Source organism: Kluyvera ascorbata ATCC 33433 (genome assembly GCF_000735365.1).
Lineage (GTDB): Bacteria > Pseudomonadota > Gammaproteobacteria > Enterobacterales > Enterobacteriaceae > Kluyvera > Kluyvera ascorbata.
Genome location: NZ_JMPL01000045.1, coordinates 1 through 21,445, shown reverse-complemented (window position 1 = coordinate 21,445; position 21,445 = coordinate 1). Strand labels below are relative to the sequence as shown.

Sequence of the window (21,445 nt, the reverse complement as noted above, 5' to 3'; positions counted from 1 at the left end):
TTGTGAAATAAGAATATCACCTAATAATAATCCTATTTCAGGATGTTTCAGGCTGCTTGATCTAAGCGATGTTACCGGTAACTTTTTTGGATTAAATAAGTCTGTTGATGCGCGGTAGAGGAAAAGCGCCGGGCAATGTGTTATCGCCCGGCGAGAGATAGGGGAGGGAATTAGCGTTTAACGACGCGGATGGTCTGGCTCAGACGGGCAGGTTTCTCTTCACTGGCTTTCTGCGTTGCGCTGGCGCAGGCAGTTTCAACACAGACGAAGGTTTTGTAACCATCATCTGGCATATCGGCCATGCTGACCGACAGCGCCGGGCCTGGGTTCCAGCCCACAACGTTGACGTGGTGATGATGAATCACGTCGATAGTGCGGTTCAGAGACGCATCGCTGATAACGCTGCACGCTTCCGGGTTCAGATAGACACGGTCGGTACGGTCCGGGAAGGTCTGTACGCCGTCGCTCAGCTCGCCAATTTCAGCGTTATTCACTTTATCGATGTAACGGTCGCCGAGGCCGCTAACTTTGACGGCGTGAATGTCACCGACGTTGAAGTAGGTGTGCAGCGCGGTCGTAGTCTCGAACTCACCGTGTGCTTCCAGCTCCATCTCGCAGGTTTTACCCAGTTTGAAGCGCGCGAGCAGGGAGAATTCATGTGGCCAGTACTGGCGAGTGGCATCGCTACTCTTCAGTTCAAAGGTCAGCACGACACCGTTGTCATCTTCATTGTGAGCCTTCAGCTCCCACGGTAGGTTGCGCGCAAAACCGTGTGCCGGGAAACCCTGCTGTGCCGCTGGGCCAAACCATGGCCAGCAGATGGGTACGCCACCACGCAGGGCGACGCCGTTTTTAAACGGTGTGTTATCGCTCAGCCACAGCACTTCTTCTTCACCCGCTGGTTTCCAGGAGAGCAGGTGTGCGCCCTGGAAAGCGACGGACGCTTTGACTTTCGGATGATCGACAACGATAAGCTCCAGCTCATCAAGCTGGCGACGAGAGAGGACAGGGGTAAGCTGTTCAATGACCGGGAGAGCGAAAATTTTGTTAATCATGATGCAATCCTTGGTGTGTAAATATTTTGGTCATAAAAAAAGGCGACCGAAGTCGCCTTTTTGGATCAGATACTCATCTCAACTTATTTGGAGATGTGAGCAATCAGGTCCAGAACTTTGTTAGAGTAACCAGTTTCGTTGTCGTACCAGGAAACCAGTTTAACGAAGTTGTCGTTCAGTGCGATACCAGCTTTAGCATCGAATACGGAAGTGCAAACTTCACCGTTGAAATCAGTAGATACAACGTCGTCTTCGGTGTAACCCAGAACGCCTTTCATTGCGCCTTCGGAAGCAGCTTTGATTGCTTTCTTAATTTCTTCATAAGAAGCAGCTTTTTCCAGACGAACGGTCAGGTCAACTACGGATACGTTAGGGGTTGGAACGCGGAACGCCATACCAGTCAGTTTGCCATTCAGTTCTGGCAGTACTTTACCTACTGCTTTAGCAGCACCGGTAGAGGATGGGATGATGTTCTGAGCTGCGCCGCGGCCGCCGCGCCAGTCTTTGTGAGACGGGCCATCAACGGTTTTCTGAGTAGCGGTGGTCGCGTGAACAGTAGTCATCAGACCTTCGATGATGCCGAAGTTGTCGTTGATAACTTTAGCCAGCGGTGCCAGGCAGTTAGTGGTGCAAGATGCGTTAGAAACGATGTCCTGACCTTCGTATTTGTCAAAGTTAGCGCCTTTAACAAACATAGGGGTGTTGTCTTTAGAAGGACCAGTCAGAACCACTTTTTTCGCGCCAGCAGCAATGTGCTTACGTGCGGTTTCGTCAGTCAGGAACAGACCAGTTGCTTCAGCAACAACGTCAACGCCTGCTTCGTTCCACTTCAGGTTAGCCGGATCACGTTCAGCGGTAACACGGATTTTTTTACCGTTAACGATCAGATGACCGTCTTTCACTTCAACGGTACCGTTGAAACGGCCGTGAGTGGAGTCATATTTCAGCATGTAAGCCATGTAGTCTGCGTCTAACAGATCGTTGATTGCAACGATCTCGATGTCAGAACGTTCCTGAGCAGCACGGAAAACAATGCGACCGATACGGCCAAAACCGTTGATACCTACTTTGATAGTCATATATTCCACCAGCTATTTGTTAGTGAATAAAAGGTTGCCTGTAAAATTACAAAAACCTTACGCAGCGTCAAGCGGAATCGTGTCAATCATTGCGACAAATCAATCCTCTGCCTAAGCTTTAGTCGACTGACGTGTCTCACTCTTCCTATGAGCTTGAAACCACATGAGGGCGGCGCCGGGGATTTTAAAGGGCGCAGAAGATAAAAATGTGATTTAAGTCACAATTCCCCGGGTGCCTTTTCACGCCGATTAAGTTTAGAACAAAAGTTCACACTTCATTGTTAATGTTTTGTTAGAATCGTCTGGCATATGTATTTTTCATAATGAGATGTGAGCAAAATGGTGAAAAAAAACACCCCAGAAGAACTGAAAAATACCCTGAGTGAAATGCAGTTCTACGTTACTCAGAAACATGGCACAGAACCGCCGTTTACCGGGCGTTTACTGCACAATAAGCGCGATGGGATTTATCATTGTCTGGTGTGCGATGCGCCGCTTTTCCACTCCCAAAGTAAGTATGACTCTGGATGCGGCTGGCCCAGTTTTTATGAGCCGGTGAGTGACACGGCCATCCGTTACCTCAATGATTACTCCCACGGCATGCAACGCACTGAAATCCGTTGTGGTAATTGCGATGCGCACCTTGGGCACGTGTTCCCTGACGGCCCGCAGCCTACCGGCGAGCGTTTTTGCGTCAACTCCGCGTCGTTAAGCTTCACGGATGATGAGAACGGTGACGCGACCAAGGGTTGAAGAAACGATTCAGCAAATTATTCCTGAGGAGAGGGCGCTGAAGATGAGTATTGAGCAAATGATCGACAATATGACGCCGGAAATTTACCAGCGTTTGGTCACCGCGGTGGAGCTAGGAAAATGGCCTGACGGCGTGGCGCTGACGGCTGAACAGAAAGAAAACTGTCTGCAGCTGGTGATGCTGTGGCAGTCTCGCTACAACGATGATGCGCAGCACATGACTATCGACACGCAAGGGCAGATGGTGATGAAGAGCAAGCAGCAGCTAAAAGAAGACTTCGGTATCACACCGAAGCCGATTGCGACGTTTAAACAACACTAAGCGGCGGCCCACGGCTCAACCCACTGCGTGTTGGCGTACCACAGCGCCTCTCTGACCGCCACGGGCCTGTTCAACAGGCCCAGCGCGTAGAAACGGTCGGCGATCGTTTGCTGCGCGCGTATCGCCTGCATATCCATTTCACGCGTTTGATGACTGCGCCGCGCCAGCGCACAGACCAGCGCTCCGGTATCCAGCCCCAGTTCGCTTGCCAGTAGCTGCGCTGCCTCATGGCGGTGCCTGTCGATAAACTTTCCGGTTTTCACCAGCGCCGCGACGATGCCGCTGATAATCTCTTCGTTATGCTGGGCATACTGGCGGCGGGTAATATAGAACTGATGGTTATTCACCCGGCCTTCCCCGGTGGCCAGCACCCGCAGGGTGCTGCTGCGTTCCGCCGCGCTGAGTACCGGGTCCCACATCATCCATGCATCTGCCGCGAGATAGTCGCTGGCCGTTAAAGGATACTTAGGCGGGGCATACACAATCTTGACGTCTCCCAGCCCCAGCCCTGCTTCTTCCAGAATCTGTACCAGCAGCCAGTGCACGTTTGACCCTTTATTCAGCGCAATACGTTTGCCTTTGAGTTGTTCAATTGAGCGGATGTCGCTGTCATGCGGCACCACCATTGCTACGCTACGCGGTGCCGGTGGCTCCCAGGCCACGTAAAGCAACGCGTTGTTCTTCGCCTGGGCAAAGATGGGCGGCGCTTCGCCGGTAGTGCCAAAATCGATTTCATCGTTACTCAGCGCTTGCAGCAACTGTGGGCCAGCGGGATATTCGCTCCACAGTACGTTTACCCCTGAATCGGCGAAGGACTGCTCCAGAAGCTGACGCGCTTTCAGCACCCCGAGATTACCAAAGCGCTGGTAGCCAATACGCAGCTCGCGTTCGCGCGGCGGCGCAGGCAGCTGTTCGCCCGGTTTACGCCGTTGCTTAATGACCCCCAGATGTGCCAACTGGGTGCGCAGCGCATGGCGGCTCATGCCGAGCAGCGAGGCGGCCTGGCTCTGGTTGTTATCACTTTGGCTCATTGCCGTCTGGATCATGGCGCGCAGCATGCGGTCATACAGTGCGCCACTGTGCGTCTGTAGCTGACGGCGCATAAAGGTGGTCAGCTCGTCGCTTTCATCCTGCGCGGGGAGCGGTGATGATGTGGCTGACGTGAGCCGCAGATGCTCCGGCAGTAGCAGTGCATCGGGGTTCAGCAAGACCGCATTGTGCAGCGTATTTTCAAGCTCGCGGATATTACCAGGCCACGGATATGTCAGCATTAGTTCCAGCGTTTCGGGGGCAATCTGCTGCTCTGCTCGCCCAAGCCGGTGGGCGTAGCGCTGGATGAAATGCGCGGCCAGCACCGGAATGTCCTGTTTACGCTGGCGCAGCGGCGGGAGATTGACGGCGGCGATATTCAGGCGATAAAAAAGATCCTCCCGAAAACGACGTTCCTGAATGGCGCGTTTAAGATCGACATGCGTCGCGGCAATCACCCGCACATTGATGCGAATCGGCCTGTGCGACCCGACGCGCGTAATTTCACGTTCCTGGAGCACGCGCAGCAGCTTGACCTGTAGCGACAGGCTCAGTTCCCCAATTTCATCAAGCAGCAAGGTGCCGCCTTCCGCAGCTTCAAACCAGCCTTCATGACGGTGCGTCGCGCCGCTAAATGCGCCTTTCTCATGCCCAAACAGTTCGGACTCCGCCAGCGATTCGGTCAGCGCGCCGCAGTTCACCGCCAGAAACGGCGCGTTGGCGCGCGGGCTATGGTGATGAAGATAACGCGCCACCACCTCTTTACCGGTGCCGGTTTCGCCAATAATCAGCACCGTGGCGTCCGTCGGGGCAAGCCGGTTCAGCACCTTCTGAAAGGCCTGTGAAGCGGGGTCGACCAGTATCGGGCCTGATGAAGTGAGTTCTGCATTGAGCATCGTGAGTCTCCGGCTAATTCCTGTCTGGACGGTATCTTTTGCGCGGTGAATTTTCCAGAGGGGGAAGGCGTGGTCTGTTGCCATTGCAGCAGTTTTTGCTTCTCCGCTGTTGCATTTGCAACAACACGAGGGCAAAAGCATTATCTATAATATATTGATATTTAATGTAATTTTTGTTTTTGAAAACTGGCATGCATTTCGCTAACTCCTTTATAACTGACTTAAATAACCACTTCTATAAATACCAAATATAGTTATAAAGGAAATGGATAATGACCGTACAAGCCGCAGAGAACATCAATATCTTCTGGTTTTTACCCACCCATGGTGATGGGCGCTACCTGGGGACCACCGAAGGAGGGCGTCCGGTAGACCTGCCTTACCTGCAACAGGTGGCGCTGGCGGCAGACAGCCTCGGCTACTACGGGGTGTTGATCCCCACCGGAAAAAGCTGCGAAGACTCCTGGCTTGTTGCGGCCGCGCTGGCACCGATAACGCGAAATTTGCGCTATCTGGTGGCGGTACGTCCAGGCTTGCAGCCGCCGACGCTGGCGGCGCGGATGGCCGCTACCCTGGACCGGCTATCTGAAGGCCGCCTGCTGATAAACGTGGTGACCGGCGGCGACCCGGTTGAAAACAAAGGTGACGGCATTTTCTTAAGCCATAGCGAACGCTATGAAGTCACCCATGAGTTTCTTGAGGTCTATCGTCGGCTGCTGGCGGGCGAAAAAGTGGACTATCGCGGCCAGCATATTCAGGTGGAAGGCGCAGAAGTGCTGTTCCCAACGGTACAACGCAACGGGCCTCCGCTCTATTTTGGCGGATCGTCGGAGCAGGCCATTGATGTTGCCGCCGATCATATCGATGCCTATCTGACCTGGGGCGAGCCGCCAGCGCAGGTGGCGGAGAAACTGGCGGTGGTTAAAGCACGGGCGGAAGAGAAAGGGCGCACGCTGGAATATGGTATTCGTCTGCATGTGATTGTGCGCGAAACGGAAGACGAGGCCTGGGCCGCCGCCGATAAACTTATTGCCCATCTTGATGACGACACTATCGCTCAGGCACAGCAGATTTTTTCTCGCATGGATTCAACCGGGCAGGCGCGGATGAGCGCGTTGCATAACGGCAATCGCGACAACCTGCGTATTGCGCCGAACCTCTGGGCGGGCGTCGGGCTGGTACGCGGAGGTGCCGGTACCGCGCTGGTGGGCAACCCGCAGCAGGTGGCCGAGCGCATCCGCGAGTACCAGGCGCTGGGGATAACTCACTTTATCTTCTCAGGCTACCCGCATCTGGAAGAGGCACACCGTTTTGCCGAACTGGTGATGCCGCTACTGCCGACTAGCACTCAGCCACGTTCGGCGAAAGGGCAGCTAAACACGGGGCCATTCGGTGAAACCATCGGCGGCGCGGCGCGCCCCGTCAAACAGGTCAGCGCGAGCTGAAGGAGGTGGTGTCATGCAACCACGGATGAGCGAACCCCACGTGGTGATCGTCGGGGGCGGATTTAGCGGTACGGCAGTCGCCATCCATCTGCTACGCGAGGCGGCGCGACCGTTACACATCAGCATTATTGAACCGCGCAACGCGTTGGGGCTGGGCGTCGCCTATTCGGCCACCGACCCGGCGCACCGGATTAACGTTCCCGCCGCGCGCATGCAGCTTGCGGGAGACGACGATGGTGCGTTTGACCGCTGGTATCGGCGTCATGGTGATTTCCCGCAGGACCCACAGGCGGTGCTAGCCGATGGCAGCATCTACCCACAGCGCGGGGCATTTGGTCGCTATCTTCAGGCCGCGTTGGCGAGCGAAGTCAGCGCGCAGCGCGGGTGGGTGAGGCATCTTCAGGACCGGGCGGTTGATTGGCACAGCGGTCAGGTGGTGACAGAAAAAGGTGAACGGCTTCAGGCCGATAGCCTGGTGCTGGCCATTAGCCATCCGCCGCCATCGCTACCGGACGCGGTAGGTGAACTGGCACTGCACTCACGGGTGATAGCGAACCCGTGGCAGTCCGGCGCGTTAGCGACCATCCCCTCTACGGCAAAGGTTGCGATTATGGGGACGGCGCTGAGTATGGGTGACGTGGTGGCCTCGCTCCACCGCCTGGGGCATCAGGGGAACATTATCGCGTTCTCTCGCCACGGACTGCTGTCACGCCCTAATGCGCCAATCAATTTGCCGAAATGGGCGATAAAGGCTCTGACAGGGTCGTTGCGCCAGCGTCTGAAGCAAGTCCGCCAGGAGATTCGCCGCGCCGCCGAGGCCGGGTTGCCGTGGCAGGTGGTGCTGGATGCGGTACGCAGCCAGGGACAGGTCATCTGGCAGCAGATGAGTGACAAGGAAAAGCGCCAGTTCCAGCGCCATCTGCGGCGTTTCTGGGACGTGCATCGCTATCGCATTGCTCCGCAGGTGTCGCAAGCGATTGAATCACGCCAGCGCGCGGGCGCATTGCGCGTGCTGGCCGCACGGCTGAAGACCACCACTCTTCATGGCGACACGCTACGTCTTGCGCTATGCGCGCGCGGTGGCGAACTACAGACAGAAACAGTGGACTATCTGGTCCTCACTACCGGCCCCGCGCACAGCAATCTGATTAGCGGTCAGCCATTTTTAAGCGCGCTCCAGCAGGCCGGCATTATCCGCGCCGATGCGCTGGGAATGGGCATAGACGTTAACGCGCAGTCGCAGCCTGTAGGCAGCACATTACCGATTTGGGTGGCGGGTCCCGCCGCACGCGGACGTTTTGGCGAGCTGATGGGATTGCCGCAGGTCGCCGATCACGCTCAGCAGGTTGCGCATGCAGTGCTGGAAAAACTGGGCTGCCGCCAACGCGTTTTATCGTAAACACACCAATCTAATTTTTGGCGTCGGGCCTTTGCCGGTCGTCATGGGAGAACGCTATGTCATCACAACGTGAAATTCGTCTCAACGCCTTCGACATGAACTGCGTCGGCCACCAATCGCCGGGGCTGTGGGCCCATCCGCGCGATCGGTCCTGGCAGTATAAAGATCTGGATTATTGGGTCGATCTGGCGCGCTTGCTTGAGCGTGGCAAGTTCGACGGCCTGTTTATTGCCGATGTGCTGGGCGTCTATGACGTGTACAACGGTAATGGTGAGGCGGCCATTCGTCAGGCCGCTCAGGTACCGGTTAACGATCCGCTGGCGCTGGTCACGCCAATGGCACTGGTGACGGAGCATCTGGGCTTTGGTCTTACCGCGTCGCTGTCGTTTGAACATCCTTATCCCTTTGCCCGTCGCCTGTCGACCCTGGACCACCTGACCAAAGGGCGCGTGGGCTGGAACATTGTTACCTCCTATCTGGAAAGCGGGGCGCGCAATATCGGCCAGCAGGCGCAGACGGCGCATGATGCGCGCTACGACTACGCCGATGAGTACCTGGAGGTTATCTACAAACTGCTGGAGGGCAGTTGGGAAGAGGGGGCGATTCTGCGCGACCGTGAACGCAGAATTTTCAGTGACCCGAGTAAAATTCACGCCATTAACCACCACGGCAAGTTTTTTGATGTGCCGGGATATCATCTGTGTGAACCGTCACCGCAGCGTACGCCGGTGCTCTACCAGGCGGGGGCATCCAGCCGTGGTAAGCAGTTTGCCGCAAGCCACGCAGAGTGCGTGTTTGTCGCATCGCCGTCAAAAAGCGCGCTGAAAAAGACGGTTGCGGATATTCGCCGCCGCGCCGAAGAAGCGGGACGCGACCCGCGCAGCATTCTGATCTTCAACATGCAGACGGTTATCGTTGGTGAAACCGACAAAGCCGCACAGGCGAAGTGGCAGGAGTATAAAAACTGGACCAGCTACGAAGGGGCGCTGGCGCTGATTTCTGGCTGGACGGGGATCGATTTTGGTCAGTATCAACCAGATGAAGTCTTCACCTATGCGGAAACCAACGCCATTCAATCGGTAGTGGATACCTTCTCAACCGCTGACCCGGAGCGACAGTGGTCGGTAAAAGCGATGGCGGATTGGGTTGGCATTGGCGGCTTTGGCCCATTGATGGTGGGTAGCGCACAAACGGTCGCGGATGAGCTGCAATCGTGGGTGGAAGAGACGGATGTGGACGGTTTTAATCTGGCCTACGCGGTCACGCATGAAACGTTCACCGATGTCGTCGAATTGCTGATTCCTGAACTGCAAAAACGTGGGGTTTACAAACAAGAGTACAGTCAGGGAACGCTTCGCGAGAAGCTGTTCGGCGCCAGCCCCCGGTTGCAGACTCCACATCCGGGGGCAAGCTATCGTATTCATGAACAAAGCGGGATTTTAACGCCGGTGTGATACCTGAAACTCGTAGCCCAACCAAGCGAAGCGCCGCCGGGAGTGGCTCGGTGTATCATCTGGCACCGAGCCATCCCGGAGTCGGCGAAACGCCTCGTCCGGGCTAGCGCTTAGTGTTTGATCCCGAGCGACTCAGCCAGCTGCTTCGCCAACTGGTTGTTGTCATCCGCGCCGTACTCCCAGAACATCGCGCCTGCCAGCCCCTTGCTCTTGATGTACTCGGCCTTGATGCTCACCGAACGCGGGTTTTCATAGGAGAGCGCAAACAGCGGTTTCCCATCCGTTGACTGCACCGACAGCCACGGCACCTTCGCCTGGTCGTCCCAATGTTCGGTAAAGCGCTTCTGCGGGTCGTTCAGCAGCTTGCTGACAATGTCGTTGTATTTCACGTAGGTATCTTTGCTCAAATCGACACCGAGCGATTTAAACAGATCCACCTCGTGCGGCCCAAAGTAAGGCTGGGTCACCGGGTTTTTCTGCGCATCTGGTTTGCTCCAGTCGATGCCCGGCTCAACGGTACGTTTTGGCACCCGGCCATAGAAACCAATACCCAGGTTCATCTGGCTTGGTTTCAGCCCGGCGGCGAGATAGTTATTGACCACAAAGTCGGCGCTGTATTTATCCGCCGCGGCGACCGTAGGCCATTGGGTTGAATCGTACAGGTTAGAGTTGAAGTACTGAGTGCCGTACGCCATGTCGTAGGTCATCAGGTTGATGTAATCGAGCAGCGGCGCAATGGCTTTCACGTCGACCCAGCTTTTCGGGCTTTCCGCATTCGCGCCGACGGCGATAGTCACCAGCTTTTTATGGCCAAATGCCGTACGCAGATCTTTAAGCAGGGTGGTGAAGTTATCGCGGTCCGCCGGTTGGCTTGCCACCAGCCCCCACGCGCCGTTGACCGGGTATTCCCAGTCAAGGTCGATACCGTCTAAACCATATTTCGCCACCACGTCCTGCACCGAGCGGACAAACACCGCGCGGGATTCCGGCGTCGCTGCCGCGCCGGAGAAACCGCGAGCCCCCCAGCCGCCGACGGAGAGCAGGACTTTCAGGTCAGGGTTTTGCTTACGCAGCACGGGGATTTTTTCTAAGTCAGCCTGGACTTTCGGGGAGAGCCAGATTTGGTGCAGTTTGGTTGGGTCTTTTAACGCGTCGTTGGTTTCGTCTTTCTCGTCGTTGTAGATAAGGCCAAACGAATAGTTCAGGTGGGTTATCTGGCGCACATCGAGCTTATTGATATCGCCGCCAGGCCCGGCCGTCACGTCACCGCCACCGTTAAAGTAGCCGACGGACATCAAGGAATTCGCGGAAACAACCGAGGCGCAGAGCAGGGGTAATGCTGCCAGCAAAGGCAAAAGTTTCATAAACGGTCCTCTTTGACATTAAAAAAGCAAACACGCCACGGAAATGGCGTGGCGAAAAAACAACCGTTCGAACATATCACTGCCGCTGGGTTAAATCTGCGAGATGGTTCACGAGGGGGAAAAGGAGAATTTGAAATTGTAGGCCGGATAAGCGAAGCGCCATCCGGCAATGTGCCTGATGCCTGCCGGATGGCGCTTCGCTTATCCGGCCTACGTGTTAATAACCTTGAATTTCCAGCCAGTCATCCAGCGTATACAGCGTGGCCCCTTCGACGGTCATCTCCATAAACGCGTTGGCGCTGTCCTGCGGCTGAATATTCACTCCGCGGCAGCCGTCGGTGATAACGTTAACCGCATAGCCAAGCTGTAATGCATCCAGCACGGTGAACTTCACGCAGTAATCGGTCGCAAGCCCTAACACCACAAGCTCGTCGATACCGCGCTCGCGCAGCCATGCGTCCAGACCCGTTTTCTGGCGATGACCGTTGTCGAAAAAGGCGCTATAGCTGTCGATATTGACGCTTTCGCCTTTATGGAACACGGCGTTAATATCCTGGGCGGCGAGCAGAGGATGCAGCGCCGCACCGTCGCTGTGCTGTACGCAGTGATCCGGCCAGAAGGTTTGCGCAAGGCCGTCGAGCTCGCCCTGACTGTAGGCATCTACATTGTGCTGGCTGGCAAAACTGCCGTGGTTAGCCGGGTGCCAGTCCTGGCTTGCTACAACGGCATCGCCGCGAATTTTAGCGGCGCGAATCAGCAAGTTTGCGACGTCGATAGTGCTGTCACCGTCCGCGACGGCAAGCGCCCCACCGGCACAGAAATCGTTCTGTAAATCCACCAATAACAGTGCGCGTTGCGTCATCTCGCTCTCCTTATTCGTCCGGGGTCAGTTCACCGCGCAGGTTTTGCTGCATGGCGCGGCGAATGGCGTCGGCATCCAGCCCCTGGCTTAACAGATAGTGTAATTTGGTTAGCGTGGCTTCCACCGTCATGTCTGAGCCGCTAATCACGCCCGCCTGCGCCAGCGCGTTACCGGTGGCGTAACCGCCCATGTTGACCTTACCGGACATGCACTGGGTAAGATTGACCACCACGATGCCGCGTTTGCTGGCTTCGGCCAGCTCATTCACAAAAACGCCGTTTTGCGGCGCGTTGCCGACGCCGTAAGAACGCAGGATAAGCGCTTTTACCGGCTGAAGCAGGAAGTTACGCACCACATCGGCAGAGATACCAGGGTAAATCGTCACCACGCCGATCGGTTGCGGCGTAATCGGGTGCACGATCAGTTCGCCTTCGCCATGCGGCGCGGGCGGCGTCCCGAGTTTACGGATATGGATCCCTGCTTCCAGCAGCGGCTGTAGATTGGGGGAGGCGAAGGCATCAAAACCGTCGGCGTGCGCTTTGGTGGTGCGGTTGCCGCGATAGAGGCGATTATTGAAGAACAATGTCACTTCATTAATCGGGAAGTTCGCGGCGACGTACAGCGAGTTCAGCAGGTTAATTTGCCCATCGGAACGCAGCTCAGCTAAGGGGATCTGCGAGCCGGTAACGATAACCGGCTTGCCGAGGTTCTCCAGCATAAACGACAGCGCCGAGGCGGTGAACGCCATGGTGTCGGTACCGTGCAGGATAACAAAGCCATCATACTCGTCGTAGTGCGCTTTAATGTCGTCGGCAATGTGCTGCCAGTCTTCCGGCGTCATGTCGGAAGAGTCCATCAGCGGGTCGTATTCGTGGATGGTAAAGTCCGGCATTTCGGGACGGTGGAACTCTGGCATCAGCGCAAGCTGGCGCTGCAGGTGACCGGAAACCGGAATGTAGCCGTGATCGGAGCGCTGCATCCCGATGGTCCCGCCGGTGTAGGCGACGTAAATGGATTTTTTTTGCATGGGGTCGTCTAATGATTAATCGAAAGAAAATCCCCTCCGTGCGGAGGGGATTGCGATTAGTGAATATTGGCGCAGGTCAGGCAAAATGCATAGCGATTTTGCGGATCGTTAAACACCGCCAGTTTGTCGCTCTCGGCTTTCACTGCATTTGCAGCAGAGGCAAGCGGTGCTGGCAGGTAAGCCTGAATGGCCTGCGGCAGCGCGGCGCGCACTGAACCGGACACGCTGTCCATAATCCTATCGAAGAAGGTTGGCTCGCTCTGGTAGTAGTCAATATGCCAGGTTTTCACTTTCGCGAGCTCAGCGGCTTTCGCCACCGCATCGTCGAAGTCACCCAGGCTGTCTACCAGACCGTTAGCTTTCGCATCTTCACCGGTCCAGACGTGGCCCTGTGCAATCTTATCAATGGCCTCCGGCGTGCTGTTACGCGCTTGCGCCACCAGCGTGATAAAGCGCTTGTAGCCGCTCTCGATGCTGAGCTGCATCATCTGCTGCACTTCCGGCGGCAGAGCTTTCGTCACCGCCATATCCGCCAACGGTGAGGTCGCTACGCCGTCGGTGTGTACGCCGATAGAATCCAGCGTGTTTTCAACGGTGTTGATGACCCCGAAGATACCAATCGACCCGGTCAGCGTGGTTGGGCTGGCAACGATGTAGTTTGCCGGCGTAGAGATCCAGTAACCACCGGATGCCGCCATACCGCCCATTGAAACCACAACCGGTTTACCAGCGGCTTTAGCAGCGGCCAGCTCTGCACGGATCACTTCAGAGGCGCTGACGCTACCACCTGGGCTATTCACGCGCAGGACGATGGCTTTTACTTTCGGGTCCAGACGCGCATCGCGAATCTGTGATGCCGTGGTGTCGCCGCCGACATTACCCGGGGTTTCTTCACCGTCCATGATAGCGCCGTTCGCGAAGATGACCGCGATGCTGGCACCGGTATCCGCCGGGGTTTTCACCGCGTAGTCATACATGCTGACCGCGCGATAGTTATTATCGGCTTTGCTCCAGCCAAACGCTTTGGTCATCGCTTTTTCGATTTCCGCGCTTGAGCCCAGCGCATCGACCAGCTTGTTATCGAGCGCATATTTTGCCGTGTCGCCGTCGACTTTACGCAGACCGTCGAGCAGACCCTGTGCGCCAGGGAAGACCTGCTGCGCGGTAATCTGTCGGTTAGCGGCAATGGTGTTCAGGTAGTTCTGCCACAGCTCGCCAATCCAGCGGCTGTCCGCATCACGGGCGGCAGGAGACATATCGTCACGGATAAACGGCTCAACGGCGGATTTATAGGTGCCGACGCGGAACACGTGGGTCGAAACCTTCAGCTTATCCAGCAGCGATTTGTAGTACAGACCGTTGGTCGCGAAGCCATGAAGGTCAACCACGCCCTGCGGCGACAGCCAAATCTTGTTGGCGAAGCTCGCGAGGTAGTATTGCCCCTGGCTGTAGCTATCGCCGACGGCATACACCGGCTTACCGGCATCGCGGAACTCGCGCAGCGCCTTACCGATATATTGCATCGACGGCTGATCGCCACCGGCAAAGTTTTTCAGATCCAGCACGATGCCGGTGATATTGCGGTCATCTTTAGCCTGGCGAATAGTCTGCACGATATCGAACAGCGAGTTTTCCTGCAGGCGGTCAGAGCTGGCGCCGAAAATCTGGCGGCCAATCACGCTGAGCTTGCTGCTGGCAGAAGGTTTATCCACCACCACGCCGCTGATATCCATCAGCAGTGCACCACGGCTGCTGCTCTCGCTTGTGCTACTGCTACTCACCTGCATCCAGATGCCGACGCCAACCAGCACCAGCAGAATAAAGAACAGGTTCAGCACCAGCTCACGTACGAAGTTGAGCAGCCGCCACGTCCATTTAAAGAATCCGGCAATAAAGCGCCATAGGGTTCGCATGTATTCTCCCTGAAAGAAATAAAAGGTCCACCGAAACGGTGGAACGTGTGGCTATCCTAAATAGACCGTCGCCGCTTGTCAGCAGGAATCGCCTGTGGCGCTGTAACAAAATCCTCGCGCATGTTAATTTTATGAAAAATAACATGAGAGGGTTACTCAATGGACGCACTTGAATTACTCGTTAATCGTCGCAGCGCATCCCGTCTGGCAGAGCCAGCACCCACCGGGGAAGCACTGGAAAATATCCTCCGTGCCGGTATGCGCGCGCCGGATCACGGCACGCTGCAGCCGTGGCAGTTTGTGATTATTGAAGGCGAAGGCCGCGAGCGTTTCAGCCAACTGCTGGAGCAGGGCGCGGTGGCTGCGCAAAGCGATGAGAAGGCCGTTGAGAAGGCGCGTAATGCGCCATTCCGCGCGCCGATGATTATCACCGTGATTGCGAAATGCCAGGATCACCCGAAGATCCCTCAATGGGAGCAAGAGATGTCCGCAGGCTGCGCGGTAATGGCGATGCAGATGGCGGCCGTCGCTCAGGGCTTCAACGGTATCTGGCGCAGCGGCGCGCTGACGGAAAGCCCCGTCGTGCGTGAAGGGTTCCAGTGCGGTGCGCAGGACAAAATCGTCGGCTTCCTCTATCTGGGCACGCCGCAGCTCAAAGCCTCCACCACCATTACCTTCCCGGATACGGCACCGTTCGTCCGTTATCTCTAGAAAAACCGCGACGATTGTCTGGATTATAGGCAACTGCCCTCGAATTCAGACAGTCGTACTTATCACGGCTCTGTTCTGGCGTTAACATACACCCCCTATGCAAATGCCAGAGCAATGACAGGAGTTGTCCATGAGCGAGCAGGCCATTCGTTTAACGCAGTACAGCCACGGAGCGGGTTGCGGTTGTAAAATTTCACCGAAGGTGCTGGAAACCATCCTGCACAGCGAGCAGACGAAGTTTATCGACCCGAACCTGCTTGTCGGTAATGAAACTCGCGACGATGCCGCCGTTTATGACCTGGGTAACGGTACCTCGGTCATCAGCACCACCGATTTCTTTATGCCTATCGTCGATAACCCGTTCGACTTTGGCCGCATTGCGGCGACCAACGCCATCAGCGATATCTTTGCCATGGGCGGTAAGCCGATTATGGCGATTGCCATCCTCGGTTGGCCGATTAACAAACTGGCACCGGAAATTGCCCGTGAAGTGACCGAAGGGGGGCGTTTTGCCTGCAAACAGGCTGGTATTGCGCTGGCGGGGGGGCACTCTATTGACGCACCAGAACCTATTTTTGGCCTGGCGGTCACCGGGATCGTCCCGACCGAACGCGTTAAGAAAAACAGTACCGCACAGGCGGGCTGCAAGCTGTTCCTGACCAAACCGCTGGGGATTGGCGTGCTGACCACCGCCGAGAAAAAATCGCTGCTGAAGCCAGAGCACCAAGGGCTGGCGACGGAAGTGATGTGCCAGATGAACCTGGTCGGCTCTGCGTTTGCTAACATCGAAGGCGTCAAAGCGATGACCGACGTGACCGGTTTTGGTCTGCTCGGCCACCTGAGCGAAATGTGCCAGGGCGCAGGCGTACAGGCACAGATTGATTTCGACGCGGTGCCTAAGCTGCCGGGCGTTGAAGAATACATCGAGCTTGGCGCCGTGCCGGGCGGTACCGAACGTAACTTTGCCAGCTACGGCCACCTGATGGGCACCATGACCGATTCCCAACGCGCGCTGCTCTGCGACCCGCAAACCTCCGGCGGGCTGCTGCTGGCGGTCACGCCGGATGCAGAAGCCGCGGTGCATGCGGCTGCCGCGGAATTTGGTATCAAACTGACCGCCATCGGCGAACTGGTGACCGCACGCGGTGGCCGTCCGATGATCGAGCTGCGCTGAACCCATGCGGCTGTTCATAGCGGAAAAACCGAGTCTGGCCCGCGCCATCGCTGACGTATTGCCGAAGCCCCATCGAAAGGGCGACGGCTTTATCGAGTGTGGCAACGGCCAGGTTGTGACCTGGTGTATCGGCCACCTTCTGGAACAGGCTCAGCCGGATGTTTATGACAGCCGCTATGCGCGCTGGAATCTGCAGGATTTACCGATTGTGCCGGAAAAATGGCAGCTTCAGCCCCGGCCATCGGTGACAAAACAGCTCAACGTGATTAAGCGCTTTCTGCATGAAGCCAGTGAAGTCATCCACGCGGGTGACCCCGATAGAGAGGGTCAGTTGCTGGTGGATGAGGTGCTGGATTATTTGCAGCTGTCGGCGGAAAAGCGTCACCAGGTGCAGCGCTGCTTAATCAACGACCTTAACCCACAGGCGGTAGAGCGGGCGATTTCACGCCTGCGCGCGAACAGCGAGTTTATCCCGCTGTGCGTGTCGGCGCTGGCCCGCGCTCGCGCCGACTGGCTGTACGGCATCAATATGACCCGGGCTTACACCATTCTTGGGCGTAATGCGGGTTATCAGGGCGTGCTCTCCGTGGGCCGCGTACAGACTCCGGTATTGGGGCTGGTGGTGCGCCGCGATGAAGAGATTGAGCACTTTGTCTCGAAGGATTTCTTTGAAGTCAAAGCGCATATCGTCACGCCGAAAGAGGAGCGCTTTACGGCTACCTGGCAGCCAAGCGAGGCCTGCGAGCCGCATCAGGATGAAGAGGGCCGTCTGCTGAACCGCGCGCTGGCTGAGCACGTGGTGAAGCGCATTAGCGGCCAGCCTGCGCTGGTCACGGCCTACAACGATAAGCGCGACTCCGAACCGGCTCCGCTGCCGTTTTCACTGTCGGCATTGCAGATTGAAGCGGCCAAACGCTTTGGCCTGAGCGCGCAGAACGTGTTGGATATCTGCCAGAAGCTGTACGAAACCCATAAACTTATCACCTATCCGCGTTCCGATAGCCGCTATCTGCCGGAAGAACATTTTGCTGGGCGACACGCGGTGATTAACGCCATTGGCGTACACGCGCCGGACCTGCTGCCGCAGCCGGTGGTGAACACCGATACTCGCAATCGCTGCTGGGACGACAAAAAGGTCGATGCTCACCACGCCATCATTCCCACGGCGCGCGCCAGCAAGGTCAATCTTAGTGAGAACGAGGCGAAGGTTTATAACCTCGTCGCCCGTCAGTATCTGATGCAGTTCTGTCCGGATGCGGTATACCGCAAATGTCAGATAGATCTTGATATTGCTAACGGTAAGTTCGTGGCGAAGGCGCGTTTCCTGGCGGAGGCCGGTTGGCGGACGCTGCTCGGGGCGAAAGAGCGCGATGAAGAGAACGACGGTACGCCGCTGCCGGTGGTTGCTAAAGCGGATGAACTGCTGTGCGAAAACGGCGAAGTGGTGGAGCGACAAACTCAGCCGCCGCGCCATTTTACCGACGCAACGCTGCTGTCGGCGATGACCGGGATTGCCCGTTTCGTGCAGGATAAAGATCTGAAAAAAATCCTGCGCGCGACCGATGGATTAGGGACGGAAGCGACGCGCGCGGGGATTATTGAACTGCTGTTTAAGCGTGGTTTCCTGACCAAAAAAGGGCGCTACATTCACTCGACTGACGCCGGGAAAGCCCTGTTCCACTCGCTGCCGGAGATGGCCACTCGTCCAGACATGACGGCACACTGGGAGTCGACGCTGACCCAAATCAGCGAGAAGCAGTGCCGCTATCAGGACTTTATGCAGCCGCTGGTGGGGACATTATTCCAGCTTATCGATCAGGCGCGCAGTACGCCGGTAAGACAGTTCCGTGGGCTGGTTGCGCCGGGGGGCGCGAAGAAGTCGTTCAGCAAAGGCAAAGGGAAGAGCAAGAAGCCAGCGGCGAGCCCAGAACAGGACGCGTAGCCGGCCGAGCGTAGCGACGCCGGGGAAACCCCGGCGTCGACGCTAAAGCGCCTCGTCCGGGCGACCAGCGAGATAACATCAGCCGGAAAGCACCAAACGGCAGACACAAAAAAAGCGCTATCACTAGCGCCTTTTTTACACCACCGAAAGTCAGGATTTTGACTCTTCTGCTTCCGGTAGCGTGACGTTGAGTTCCAGAATCGAAATATCCCCGTCTTTTTGCTCTAACTGCACCGTGACCATTTCTGGGTCAATCTGCACGTACCTGCAAATCACTTCCAGAATATCCTTCCTTAACTGCGGCAGATAGTGCGGTTCTGCATCACTGCGGCGGCGTTCCGCGACGATGATTTGCAGGCGTTCTTTAGCAATGTTGGCGGTATTCTTTTTCCGTGAGAGAAAAAAGTCGAGTAATGCCATGATTTATCCTCCGAACAGGCGTTTGAGGAAACCTTTCTTCTCTTCTTCAATGAAGCGGAAAGGACGTTCTTCTCCCAACAGACGATCGACGGTGTCGGCGTAGGCTTTACCTGCGTCAGACACGGTATCCAGAATAACCGGTTCGCCTTGGTTAGAAGCGCGAAGTACGGATTGATCTTCCGGAATAACACCGACCAGTTTGATGCGCAGGATCTCCAGCACATCTTCCATGCTCAGCATATCGCCTTTGTTAACGCGGCCTGGGTTGTAGCGCGTTAACAGCAGGTGTTCTTTAATTGGCTCTTCACCGTTTTCTGCGCGGCGAGATTTCGACGCCAGAATGCCCAGAATACGGTCGGAGTCACGAACGGACGAGACTTCTGGGTTAGTGGTGATGATCGCTTCATCAGCGAAATAGAGCGCCATTAGCGCACCGGTTTCGATACCGGCAGGGGAGTCGCAGACCACGAAGTCGAACTCCATCTTCTTCAGCTCATCGAGCACTTTCTCGACGCCTTCGCGGGTCAGCGCATCTTTATCACGGGTCTGAGAAGCAGGGAGGATATAAAGATTTTCGGTGCGCTTATCTTTGATTAATGCCTGATTCAGCGTGGCATCGCCCTGGATAACGTTCACGAAATCATAAACTACACGACGTTCGCAGCCCATGATCAGGTCAAGGTTACGCAGACCGATATCAAAATCGATAACGACCGTTTTCTTTCCCTTCTGCGCCAAACCAGTCGCGATGGCCGCGCTGGAGGTGGTCTTACCCACGCCCCCTTTACCTGAAGTCACAACAATAATGCGTGCCATAGAAATTCCTTGTTAAAAAGGGATTAATTTAACGGTTGAATAGTCAAAGCGCTGTTGTCCAAACGTAGACGCGCCGCTTTGCCATAAAATTCGGCTGGGATCTGATCGCTCAGCCAATATTCCCCGGCAATGGAGACCAGCTCCGCCGCCAGGTGGGTACAAAATACCTGTGCTTCCCGGTCTCCGCCGGCACCGGCCAGAACGCGTCCACGCATCATGCCGTAAACGTGAATATTCCCGTCGGCAATCAACTCAGCGCCCGCGCTGACGTGGCTTGTCACAATCAGATCACAGTTTGGTGCATAAATGCGCTGACCGGAACGTACTGGCGTATCAATCATTCGCGTTTTTGTGATCGGACTAACAATTGGTTCGGGTTCTACCGGTTTGGGCTGCTCTACGGGGGCCGCGCGGACAACTTTTTCTTTGCCTTCAGTCAGTAAAGGAAGACCTGACTGGTCGATAGCCGCTTTAAATTGAGGGTTTTTACAACCGCTCACGCCCACAATCCGCAAGCCCACGGACATAATGGCCTGCTGAATAGCACGCCACTGGGTGAATTCTTCAAGGTTACCGACATTGACCACTACAGGGGCATGACGGAAAAAGGCCGGAGCCTGGGCGACTTTGTCTTCCAACGCCTGACGAATAACCTCGGGCTTTGCATCATGCAAATGAACCACAGATAGGGTGAAGCTACTGCCTTTAAGTTCGATTGGCGTGTTTGACATCCTGGCCTTACTCAATTTGCTATTTATCGCCGCACGTTGCGCGACGATATTCCGAAGACTATCAGTCATGTTATAGTCACTAATATATTCAAGCAAGTAACCACAGTCCTAATTCCGAGTATAAAGTATGTTTTGTGTGATTTATCGTAGTTCTAAACGTGATCAAACCTATTTGTATGTCGAAAAAAAAGACGATTTCTCTCGCGTGCCGCCAGAACTGATGCAGGGCTTCGGTCAGCCTCAGTTAGCCATGTTGTTGCCGCTTGACGGACGTAAGAAGACAGTCAATGCCGACCTGGAAAAAGTAAAACAGGCGCTTAAAGAGCAGGGCTATTATTTACAGATCCCGCCACCGCCTGAAAATCTGTTAAAGCAGCATTTGGCTGAGTCGAAAAATAAGGGCGAGTAACCGCTCCGCTTCCGGCCAAAATGCGTCCACGATGAACAACGAGTAAGGGAAAAGCATGTATCAGCATCATAACTGGCAGGGTGCTCTGCTGGATTACCCGGTAAGCAAAGTTGTCTGTGTTGGCAGTAATTATGCTAAGCATATCCAGGAAATGGGCAGCGCAACGCCGGAAGAACCCGTTCTTTTTATTAAGCCAGAAACGGCGCTGTGCGACCTGCGCCAGCCGTTGATTCTGCCGCAGGGTCTTGGCTCTGTGCATCATGAAGTCGAACTGGCGGTATTGATTGGCGGCACGCTGCGCCAGGCAACCGAAGAACACGTACTGCAGGCGATTGCCGGCTACGGCGTGGCGCTGGATCTCACTCTGCGCGATCTGCAGGGGAAAATGAAGAAGGCCGGTCAGCCGTGGGAAAAAGCCAAAGGCTTTGATAACTCCTGTCCAATCTCCGGCTTTATTCCTGCTTCCGCCTTTGAGGGCGACCCGCAGAATATTTCGCTGGGCCTGACCATCAATGGCGAAGTACGCCAGCAGGGTAGTACGTCCGATATGATCCACAAAATCGTGCCGCTGATTGCCTATATGAGCCGCTTCTTTACCCNGAAACCGGGTNATGTTCGTAGCTGACCGGTACCCCGAAGGCGTT

General features: G+C 55.9%; 19 protein-coding genes and 1 pseudogene. 10 read left to right on the top strand and 10 right to left on the bottom strand.

Annotated features, from left to right (window positions below; all coding sequences use genetic code 11):
• Positions 1 to 170: 170 nt before the first annotated feature.
• Both GKAS_RS12430 and gapA read right to left on the bottom strand, forming a co-directional pair.
• Positions 171 to 1,055, bottom strand: a complete 885-nt coding sequence (locus tag GKAS_RS12430) for a D-hexose-6-phosphate mutarotase (RefSeq protein WP_035894602.1) — start codon at positions 1,053 to 1,055, stop codon at positions 171 to 173.
• 83 nt (positions 1,056 to 1,138) lie between these two features.
• Entirely contained in the window at positions 1,139 to 2,134 is a 996-nt protein-coding gene (gene gapA / locus GKAS_RS12425; protein WP_035894601.1) for a glyceraldehyde-3-phosphate dehydrogenase, read from the bottom strand.
• A gap of 339 nt (positions 2,135 to 2,473) precedes the next feature.
• On the opposite strand from gapA, the gene msrB reads away from it, so the two are divergent.
• Positions 2,474 to 2,887: a peptide-methionine (R)-S-oxide reductase MsrB gene (msrB, locus tag GKAS_RS12420; protein ID WP_035894600.1), complete on the top strand. Its 414-nt coding sequence runs from the start codon at positions 2,474 to 2,476 to the stop codon at positions 2,885 to 2,887.
• 43 nt (positions 2,888 to 2,930) lie between these two features.
• Complete coding sequence (locus GKAS_RS12415) at positions 2,931 to 3,209, top strand: YeaC family protein (protein ID WP_035894598.1); 279 nt, start codon at positions 2,931 to 2,933, stop codon at positions 3,207 to 3,209.
• Here the strand turns inward: GKAS_RS12415 and GKAS_RS12410 are convergent.
• A complete protein-coding gene (locus GKAS_RS12410) occupies positions 3,206 to 5,134 on the bottom strand; it encodes a sigma-54-dependent Fis family transcriptional regulator (protein ID WP_035894597.1) in 1,929 nt (642 codons plus the stop codon). The genes GKAS_RS12415 and GKAS_RS12410 overlap by 4 nt on opposite strands.
• Before the next feature lie 272 nt (positions 5,135 to 5,406).
• On the opposite strand from GKAS_RS12410, the gene ssuD reads away from it, so the two are divergent.
• The 3 genes from ssuD to GKAS_RS12395 are packed head-to-tail and all read left to right on the top strand — an operon-like array spanning position 5,407 to position 9,432.
• Entirely contained in the window at positions 5,407 to 6,579 is a 1,173-nt protein-coding gene (ssuD, locus tag GKAS_RS12405) for an FMNH2-dependent alkanesulfonate monooxygenase (protein WP_035894596.1), read from the top strand.
• A 13-nt stretch (positions 6,580 to 6,592) separates the two neighbouring features.
• Positions 6,593 to 7,978, top strand: coding sequence for an FAD/NAD(P)-binding protein (locus GKAS_RS12400; RefSeq protein WP_246870734.1), 1,386 nt, complete (start codon positions 6,593 to 6,595; stop codon positions 7,976 to 7,978).
• 56 nt (positions 7,979 to 8,034) lie between these two features.
• A complete protein-coding gene (locus GKAS_RS12395) occupies positions 8,035 to 9,432 on the top strand; it encodes an LLM class flavin-dependent oxidoreductase (RefSeq protein ID WP_035894594.1) in 1,398 nt (465 codons plus the stop codon).
• Positions 9,433 to 9,542: 110 nt separating this feature from the next.
• Here GKAS_RS12395 and chiD read toward each other — a convergent pair whose 3' ends face one another.
• The 4 genes from chiD to sppA form a co-directional block, all read right to left on the bottom strand.
• A complete protein-coding gene (chiD, locus tag GKAS_RS12390) occupies positions 9,543 to 10,796 on the bottom strand; it encodes a chitinase ChiD (protein WP_035894593.1) in 1,254 nt (417 codons plus the stop codon).
• Between the two features lie 217 nt (positions 10,797 to 11,013).
• Entirely contained in the window at positions 11,014 to 11,658 is a 645-nt protein-coding gene (pncA, locus tag GKAS_RS12385; RefSeq protein WP_035894592.1) for a bifunctional nicotinamidase/pyrazinamidase, read from the bottom strand.
• A 10-nt stretch (positions 11,659 to 11,668) separates the two neighbouring features.
• The gene (gene ansA / locus GKAS_RS12380; RefSeq protein WP_035894591.1) at positions 11,669 to 12,685 is read right to left on the bottom strand and encodes an asparaginase; all 1,017 of its coding nucleotides are present in this window, start codon (positions 12,683 to 12,685) and stop codon (positions 11,669 to 11,671) included.
• A gap of 56 nt (positions 12,686 to 12,741) precedes the next feature.
• Positions 12,742 to 14,598 (bottom strand): signal peptide peptidase SppA, encoded by a 1,857-nt coding sequence (gene sppA / locus GKAS_RS12375; protein ID WP_035894590.1) that lies wholly within the window; start codon positions 14,596 to 14,598, stop codon positions 12,742 to 12,744.
• A gap of 159 nt (positions 14,599 to 14,757) precedes the next feature.
• Here sppA and GKAS_RS12370 point away from each other — a divergent pair, with 159 nt between their 5' ends.
• The 3 genes from GKAS_RS12370 to GKAS_RS12360 all read left to right on the top strand — a co-directional run bounded on the left by GKAS_RS12370 (position 14,758) and on the right by GKAS_RS12360 (position 18,425).
• Complete coding sequence (locus GKAS_RS12370) at positions 14,758 to 15,309, top strand: NAD(P)H nitroreductase (protein ID WP_035894588.1); 552 nt, start codon at positions 14,758 to 14,760, stop codon at positions 15,307 to 15,309.
• 130 nt (positions 15,310 to 15,439) lie between these two features.
• Positions 15,440 to 16,483 (top strand): selenide, water dikinase SelD, encoded by a 1,044-nt coding sequence (gene selD, locus GKAS_RS12365; protein ID WP_035894587.1) that lies wholly within the window; start codon positions 15,440 to 15,442, stop codon positions 16,481 to 16,483.
• A gap of 4 nt (positions 16,484 to 16,487) precedes the next feature.
• Positions 16,488 to 18,425, top strand: coding sequence for a DNA topoisomerase III (locus GKAS_RS12360; protein WP_035894586.1), 1,938 nt, complete (start codon positions 16,488 to 16,490; stop codon positions 18,423 to 18,425).
• A gap of 150 nt (positions 18,426 to 18,575) precedes the next feature.
• Here GKAS_RS12360 and minE read toward each other — a convergent pair whose 3' ends face one another.
• The 3 genes from minE to minC are packed head-to-tail and all read right to left on the bottom strand — an operon-like array spanning position 18,576 to position 20,392.
• Positions 18,576 to 18,845 (bottom strand): cell division topological specificity factor MinE, encoded by a 270-nt coding sequence (gene minE / locus GKAS_RS12355; protein ID WP_035894584.1) that lies wholly within the window; start codon positions 18,843 to 18,845, stop codon positions 18,576 to 18,578.
• A 3-nt stretch (positions 18,846 to 18,848) separates the two neighbouring features.
• The gene (minD, locus tag GKAS_RS12350) at positions 18,849 to 19,661 is read right to left on the bottom strand and encodes a septum site-determining protein MinD (RefSeq protein WP_035894583.1); all 813 of its coding nucleotides are present in this window, start codon (positions 19,659 to 19,661) and stop codon (positions 18,849 to 18,851) included.
• Between the two features lie 23 nt (positions 19,662 to 19,684).
• Complete coding sequence (minC, locus tag GKAS_RS12345) at positions 19,685 to 20,392, bottom strand: septum site-determining protein MinC (protein WP_035894582.1); 708 nt, start codon at positions 20,390 to 20,392, stop codon at positions 19,685 to 19,687.
• 127 nt (positions 20,393 to 20,519) lie between these two features.
• Between minC and GKAS_RS12340 the strand changes: the two genes are divergently transcribed.
• Positions 20,520 to 20,801 carry a YcgL domain-containing protein gene (locus GKAS_RS12340; protein WP_035894581.1) on the top strand — a complete coding sequence of 94 codons (282 nt, stop codon included), beginning with the start codon at positions 20,520 to 20,522 and terminating at the stop codon, positions 20,799 to 20,801.
• A gap of 55 nt (positions 20,802 to 20,856) precedes the next feature.
• A pseudogene (locus tag GKAS_RS12335) lies at positions 20,857 to 21,445 on the top strand (fumarylacetoacetate hydrolase family protein); the annotation flags it as partial.